The 6,212-nt window shown below is 38.8% G+C and carries 5 protein-coding genes and 1 pseudogene; 2 read left to right on the forward strand and 4 right to left on the reverse strand.

Annotated features, from left to right (window positions below):
* Positions 1-597 precede the first annotated feature (597 nt).
* Complete coding sequence (locus HUK49_RS10085; protein WP_328797269.1) at positions 598-1,425, forward strand: metallophosphoesterase; 828 nt, start codon at positions 598-600, stop codon at positions 1,423-1,425.
* A 74-nt stretch (positions 1,426-1,499) separates the two neighbouring features.
* Here HUK49_RS10085 and HUK49_RS10090 read toward each other — a convergent pair whose 3' ends face one another.
* The 4 genes and pseudogenes from HUK49_RS10090 to HUK49_RS10105 all read right to left on the reverse strand — a co-directional run bounded on the left by HUK49_RS10090 (position 1,500) and on the right by HUK49_RS10105 (position 5,538).
* On the reverse strand, positions 1,500-1,709 hold the full coding sequence (locus HUK49_RS10090; protein WP_102169567.1) for a hypothetical protein: 210 nt from the start codon (positions 1,707-1,709) through the stop codon (positions 1,500-1,502).
* A 70-nt stretch (positions 1,710-1,779) separates the two neighbouring features.
* A complete protein-coding gene (locus tag HUK49_RS10095; protein ID WP_191913624.1) occupies positions 1,780-3,318 on the reverse strand; it encodes a multicopper oxidase family protein in 1,539 nt (512 codons plus the stop codon).
* 123 nt (positions 3,319-3,441) lie between these two features.
* A pseudogene (locus tag HUK49_RS10100) lies at positions 3,442-4,487 on the reverse strand (hypothetical protein).
* A gap of 82 nt (positions 4,488-4,569) precedes the next feature.
* Positions 4,570-5,538: a DUF3114 domain-containing protein gene (locus HUK49_RS10105; RefSeq protein ID WP_191913625.1), complete on the reverse strand. Its 969-nt coding sequence runs from the start codon at positions 5,536-5,538 to the stop codon at positions 4,570-4,572.
* Positions 5,539-5,747: 209 nt separating this feature from the next.
* Between HUK49_RS10105 and HUK49_RS10110 the strand changes: the two genes are divergently transcribed.
* On the forward strand, positions 5,748-5,996 hold the full coding sequence (locus HUK49_RS10110; protein WP_191913626.1) for a hypothetical protein: 249 nt from the start codon (positions 5,748-5,750) through the stop codon (positions 5,994-5,996).
* The last annotated feature ends 216 nt before the right edge of the window (positions 5,997-6,212 follow it).

Raw genomic sequence — 6,212 nt, forward strand, 5'->3', positions numbered from 1 at the left:
ATAGCTCTAATTCAAATTAATTAAGCGAATTGACTTCGCAAATGTTTTGCTTCAAATCATTATGATTGAAGACCCTACACATTTGATTCGTCGAAACTTTGTTCAGTTTTCAAAGGTCTACCTTAGCCAGTAACAAGCGCTGACTAACAAATTTATTATATCAGATGTCTTTTAGGATGTCAACAGTTAATTTTGATATTTTTCAAATTAGCTCATCAACTATTCTCAACAGACAACTTTTATAATATATCATCTTTCATCAAGCTGGTCAACAACAAATTTGATTAATTTATCTCAACCAGTAATATCATTATACTTACTTCCAACTAACTTGTCAATATAATATGATACTTTTTTCATATTATATTTTTTAAACACAAGAGTAATAATAAGTAACGCACTTAAATTGGTATACCCAATTTAGATTTGCTGATTTCAAAAGACAACAGTTAAATACTATATAGGTTTCCTACTCATTTTGCAAGGGCAAATTAAAAATAATCATAAAAAATTGACGTTCTAATTTTATTCTGCAATGATAACAGTCAAAATCACTCTCTAACACTATGAAAGAAGACGATAGAAATTAAAATTGCAATTAGCAGCGATAACCACCTAGATGTCAATAAGGTAAATATCAACGATGCGTTAGAATTTCAAGCACACTGGCTTAACGCAAACCACCTCGATTATTACCTATATGCTGGAGATCTTTTCAATGATTTTTCCAAAACAAGATCCTATTTTGAGCATTTACAACAATTAACGGCAAACACTAGAATTGCCTATATTCTTGGTAACCATGACATGTTAAATAATCTCAGTTTTAACGAAGCAGAACACCCTCATTTCCCATCCTATATTCATAATCAATCTATTGATCTTCCAAATAGTAACTGGAGAGTAATCGGAAATAACGGCTGGTACGATTATTCCTTTTCGGCTTATCACGATCAATTAAAAAAGGTTCAGGCATGGAAGAATGTTTACTGGCTCGATAGTTCTATTGATCAGCCAATCTCAGATCAAGAAAGAATGGCCACAGTTATTACACAGGTCAAGCATCAATTAAATTTAGCAAGGGAAAATAATAAATCTGTTATTTTCCTTACCCACTTTGCTCCTCGTCACGAACTGCTTGCACCTAAGCCTAAAGAGGTTAATACTCCCCGAAGAGAACATTTTTATCAAATGGTTAACGCCATGATGGGGAGTGATCGTCTCGGCAACCTCCTAGAAGATTCAAATATTGTTCGCTACGTTTTTTACGGTCACCTTCACGGAATCCATCCCCCGCTTACCCACCATGGAGTAACATACCTAAATCAGTCAGTCGGGGTTAACAATAAACGAATCAATGAATGGCAAAAGGGTAATTTCTATGATCAATGGACGACTACGCTCCGCATAATTAACCTACCATAATACTTAAAACGCCAATTTCAGATCTTTTACCTGAAATTGGCGTTTAATTAATACTGTTATTTTGTGGATCGGAATCAGACATTAATAGTCTTTCCATATTCATCGTTGATTGTGTCGACAACATCCTTAACAGTCATGTCATCTTGAACAATAGTTTCACCATCACGAAGGGTGTATTTAACATCTTCATTCAGATTGTTAAAATCAACATCATTACCCTTTGCATCAACAAAATCGAACTTACTTGCTTGGAAGTTCTTAAGAGCATCTTGATCAATATTCATGATTAATGCTTCCTTTCACTTCCTATTGTAGTCTTCTTTTTTAAAAGTGAACGATCTTTTTCCACTTTTTCTACATTTCTTCACCCATCTTTTTATACGAATCCATTCCGCCGAGCCATAGTTGATCCATTGAAACGTGTCGCTCCTCAGCAAAGGCCTTCATCAACGTCATATGATTCATTAAGTGGTACTTCTTATCAGGGTTTGCCGGATCAATTACCTGAAGTTGGGCCATCATTCCACCATCTTCATGTTCAATAATGTGGCAGTGGTACATAAAGACCCCAGAAACGTGGAACCAAACTTTAATAACAACATGTTCACCAGGATTAATGGCAACCGTATCCTTCAATCCTAATTCATTTGGATATGTGGCATGACCATTCCGCGAAACAACTTTGAATGCTGTCCCGTGCATGTGATAAGGGTGAATCATCCCTGGTGCTGGATTAGTGTTACAAATATCCCATAGTTGAACCTTGCCCATTGGCATCTTATAGTCAATCCGGTCCATCTTAAACTTCTTGCCATTCATTGCAACGGCTTCGTCCATCCCATCAAGAGTAACATGGTGAACAGGAAGATCCTTATCAACAGCTGGATCTGGTGTTTCAAATAATGTTTCGGGAAGTACAGTAGTGTCCGGCTTAAATTCATGAATCCGGAAACGTAATAGCGGAATATCATCAGAGTAAAGCGTTACGACATCCCCTGGCTTATATTTACCAAAATCAACGATGATTTCTTGCCGCTCCGCACAGGTAATCAGGAGCTTCGTCATTTTTACTGGATGAGGAAGTAGGCTTAAATCACCAGCAATTTGCGTAAATTCAAGATCATCACTGAAATGCAACCGGAATTCCCGACGATTGGCTCCATCCAAGAACCGTAACCGAACCTTCTGCGTTGTAACGTCAAAGTACGGATTGATTGTTCCATTAATCATTGGCGTTGGCCCGGCAACACCATCTGGATCATAGTCTTCACGGTAATTCCATTGATTATTCTCATGGAAACGCCGGTCTTGTAAAATAACTGGAATATCATCAACCCCGTAGTTCCGTGGCAATGGAAGGCTGCTTTCGTGGTCATCTTGAACAATTGCTCCAGCAGCAAGCCCATGCCAGACTTGCTCAGCGGTTGATGGACACGGGTGCGCATGGAGCCAGACAAAGGCAGCCGGCTGGTCAATCTTAAAAGTAACGTCACGACTTTCGCCTGGGTACACTGGTGCATGGCATCCCCCATCCTCAATTGGACCCGGAATTGCTAACCCATGCCAGTGAAAAGTGGTAACTTCTGGTAAATGATTAACCAAATGAAGGTGAATTGTCTTCCCCTTCTTAAATACCACCGTTTTTCCTAAAAGCGGTGCATTATATCCCCACGTCTTAGTCTTTTCTCCCGGCATCAATTGGACTTCACCCGTTTGAGCAACGATTGTGTAGTACATATCAGTTGCTGTTTCCTGATCGGGTTTCAAAATTTCCGGAATATTTAACGTCTTTTCTGGCGTCTGCGGTTCTTCAAGCGGGACGTAACCACCGTCATGATAGTCATATGCCGCTTCATCATAAAAATAATGATTGATCACTTTTGGTTCACTCATCGATAATCCCTCCAATGACTTTATTCAGTCTCATTATAGTTCTCCCGGTCAAACTTGGCAATTTTAATTTTCACAATAAAAAAGCAATCTCAGGAACCGTCCCGAAGATTGCTTCTAAACTAATTAATTATCGTCTTCCATGTAGTGAAGATCATCAAATTTCTTGTCTGCTTGTTGCTTAGCTAGTTGTGGATTCTGGTAGTAAACGCCTGATGTCCAGTATTCAGCTCCTTCAGCAACCACAAGAACTTTGACTTGCTTACCGTTAACGGTTTCGGTATGAATTGCATACGATGAACCATCCCCAGCAGTTTGACACCAACCACGAATATTAAGGAAGTGCAAGCCGTGAACATCCACAAAGTGAGCACTTGACCAGTACCGGGTTGCGTTTTGGACACTGGTACTAGGAGTATCCCCAGCAAGGAAGTTTGGATCCTGCTTGTAAAGGTGGTATTGCTGACCGTCTTCACCTAGGATTGTGTTCTTGCCAAATGTAATCGTACTGTTTGAACCATAATCTGAGCTGTACCAAGTTCCTTGCATTTCTGCTGGAACGGTAACTACTCCTTGACGCCCATATTGGTGACCAGTAGTTGTCGAGCTGCTAGTTGAGTTTGATTGACTGCCGGATTGCTTATCAATTACTTGGGCATTCTTAGCTAAATCACCTACTAGCTTTGCTTGACCTTGACGATTAACATATGAAGCCATGTCCTGCTTACTAATTGTTGCTAGTTTGTGACTGAGTTTCCCCTCTTTAACGTTCTGATAAATATTAACAGTGTTGTCCTTATTGATGGTATAAACTAACCCGGTTGATTTGCCACCAGCTGTTACATCGTAGGCAACTCCTTGGCCATTATCACTTAACTTATATTTACTGGTTGGGTACAGGTTAACTTGAAGGCCCTGCTTTTGGGCTTTCTTTGCCATGCTTGCCCAATCGTTACCATACTTGTTCCCGGCATAGGTTGCAATCAAACTCACTGCTTGTTGTGGTGAAAGATTATCAGTGCTGACCTTTTCGTTGCTCTTTGCTACCAACAAACTGCTACTGCTGGAAGAAGAGGAATTCTTAACCTGACTGGCCTGCTGACTACCACAGCCTGCTATAACAGCAATGCCAGCCCAGCAATCATCAGCTTACTAATACTTTGCGTTTTCATTAGTTACCCTCCAATTAAGATTTAACATTAGTATACAACGCTTTTTTTAATAAATCATAATCGGCTGACAGATAATTGTTCCCTAAACCACAGCGTACTGCTGATACCGCATCGTTGAGCTTAGATAATAATTGATTCCCCAATTAGGCATTCCTGAACTCACCAAATGTTTAACAAATGATTGATATACTTCTGCGCGAAAATCATGTGGAATTTGCTGCCAAGCTTTTGCATCTTTGACCCCACCCGATTTGATCAAGTCAGCAAATTGTCCACCGTTATGATATCCCTTGGGTGCCCGATAAAGTTTCTTTGCCCGTTGACGAACCAAATTATCGCGTGGCTGTTGAACATCTAAGAATTGGTGGGTTCGTCGAAAACGCGGGTAAACGTAATAACCGCCATGCGGAATCCCATAGTTAAACGATTCAGTATTCGCAACTGCCCCTAACTCTTCAATTGAGTAATGCGTTGGATCACTATCAACTTCACCATTTTCAGTTAGCTTATATGTGTGCCACTCACTAATAAACTCGCCTCGATCAATATTAATAATAAATTCAACCATTCGTGCGGGATTATTACGAAGCCGCCAAGAATTACGCATTAGTTGAACCTTCATATTATGAGGATAACAGGCACCACTCCTGGTTCGGTTGTGATAATTACTAGCTGTCTCGTAGTCTAATTGCATTTTTTGTCTGTGAGCAAAATCTAATAATCGCTGAAAATCGTTTTGACCGGGGTATTGATGAATATAATTCAAATAAAACAAGTCAAGGTAACTCCGAAAAAGGTGGAGTTTTCTTCCGAGTTCATCTTCTTTCAATCCACGAGAAGTCGGGTAAGCATCCATTACTAGTTGGCGAAATTTAACAAAAAACGGTGATCGCGGAGAAATCTTTAATCCTAAATAAGCGGGAGCAATTTGGAGAAATTCATTTTGATCTACCGAGACAGCAAACTCATCATCAAGCACCATCTTTAATCGCTGTTTAGGTGAAATATCCAGATCTAAGATTCTTATTAACTGATTTAATTTTTCAGTCATCAGATTCACCGTCCCCTCTTAAAATAGTGGTTTAAATTTAGCACTAAAATAAGAAGATTATGTAACCAATTCCTTTAAATAATTAATAATATTAAGTATCTTTGATTAGCTAACCGGTTTCGATTTCTTAAATTCCTTCTCAGTAATTGGTACTTTTATGTTGGCTATTAAAAGATATAAAGTATAATTAACTACAGGAGGGGATTAGAATGTCACTAATGCAAAATACTTCAGAAATTAGCAAAACCGACCAACAGGTTTACTCAATTACTCTAGTTCGTAAGAGTCCTGATTTGCCAATGTACATTGATAACATAATTTACGAATCAGCTCAATCAGGGCAAAAATTCATGACCAAGCTAGTTGCTGCTTTCTCACGTGCCGGCTACCGTGACAGCAAGGTTGATGATGATCATTATGAATTAACTAACGGCCGTGATAAGATTTCATTATCATGAAAGCTAGAAGACGTCTTTAAAGATTAATTTTAATATTGAAGAAAAATAAAGAATCCAACGTTCAGCAAAAAACGAACGTTGGATTCTTTATTTTCTTATGGCAGATTGCAAGAAATAACTTGAACGAATTTAGTGACGTAGATTAAGCAAGAAGATCTCGATTGGTGTATGCCAATTAAGACATTTAAGTGGCCGTGAATTCAGATACCAATTGAT

It is taken from the genome of Limosilactobacillus portuensis (genome assembly GCF_014838735.1).
GTDB classification, from domain to species: Bacteria; Bacillota; Bacilli; order Lactobacillales; family Lactobacillaceae; genus Limosilactobacillus; species Limosilactobacillus portuensis.

Coding starts and splice junctions, on each gene's coding strand:
- HUK49_RS10090 (WP_102169567.1), bottom strand. CDS start 1,709: ATGAATATTGATCAAGATGCTCTTAAGAACTTCCAAGCAAGTAAGTTC.
- HUK49_RS10095 (WP_191913624.1), bottom strand. CDS start 3,318: ATGAGTGAACCAAAAGTGATCAATCATTATTTTTATGATGAAGCGGCA.
- HUK49_RS10105 (WP_191913625.1), bottom strand. CDS start 5,538: ATGACTGAAAAATTAAATCAGTTAATAAGAATCTTAGATCTGGATATT.
- HUK49_RS10110 (WP_191913626.1), top strand. CDS start 5,748: ATGTCACTAATGCAAAATACTTCAGAAATTAGCAAAACCGACCAACAG.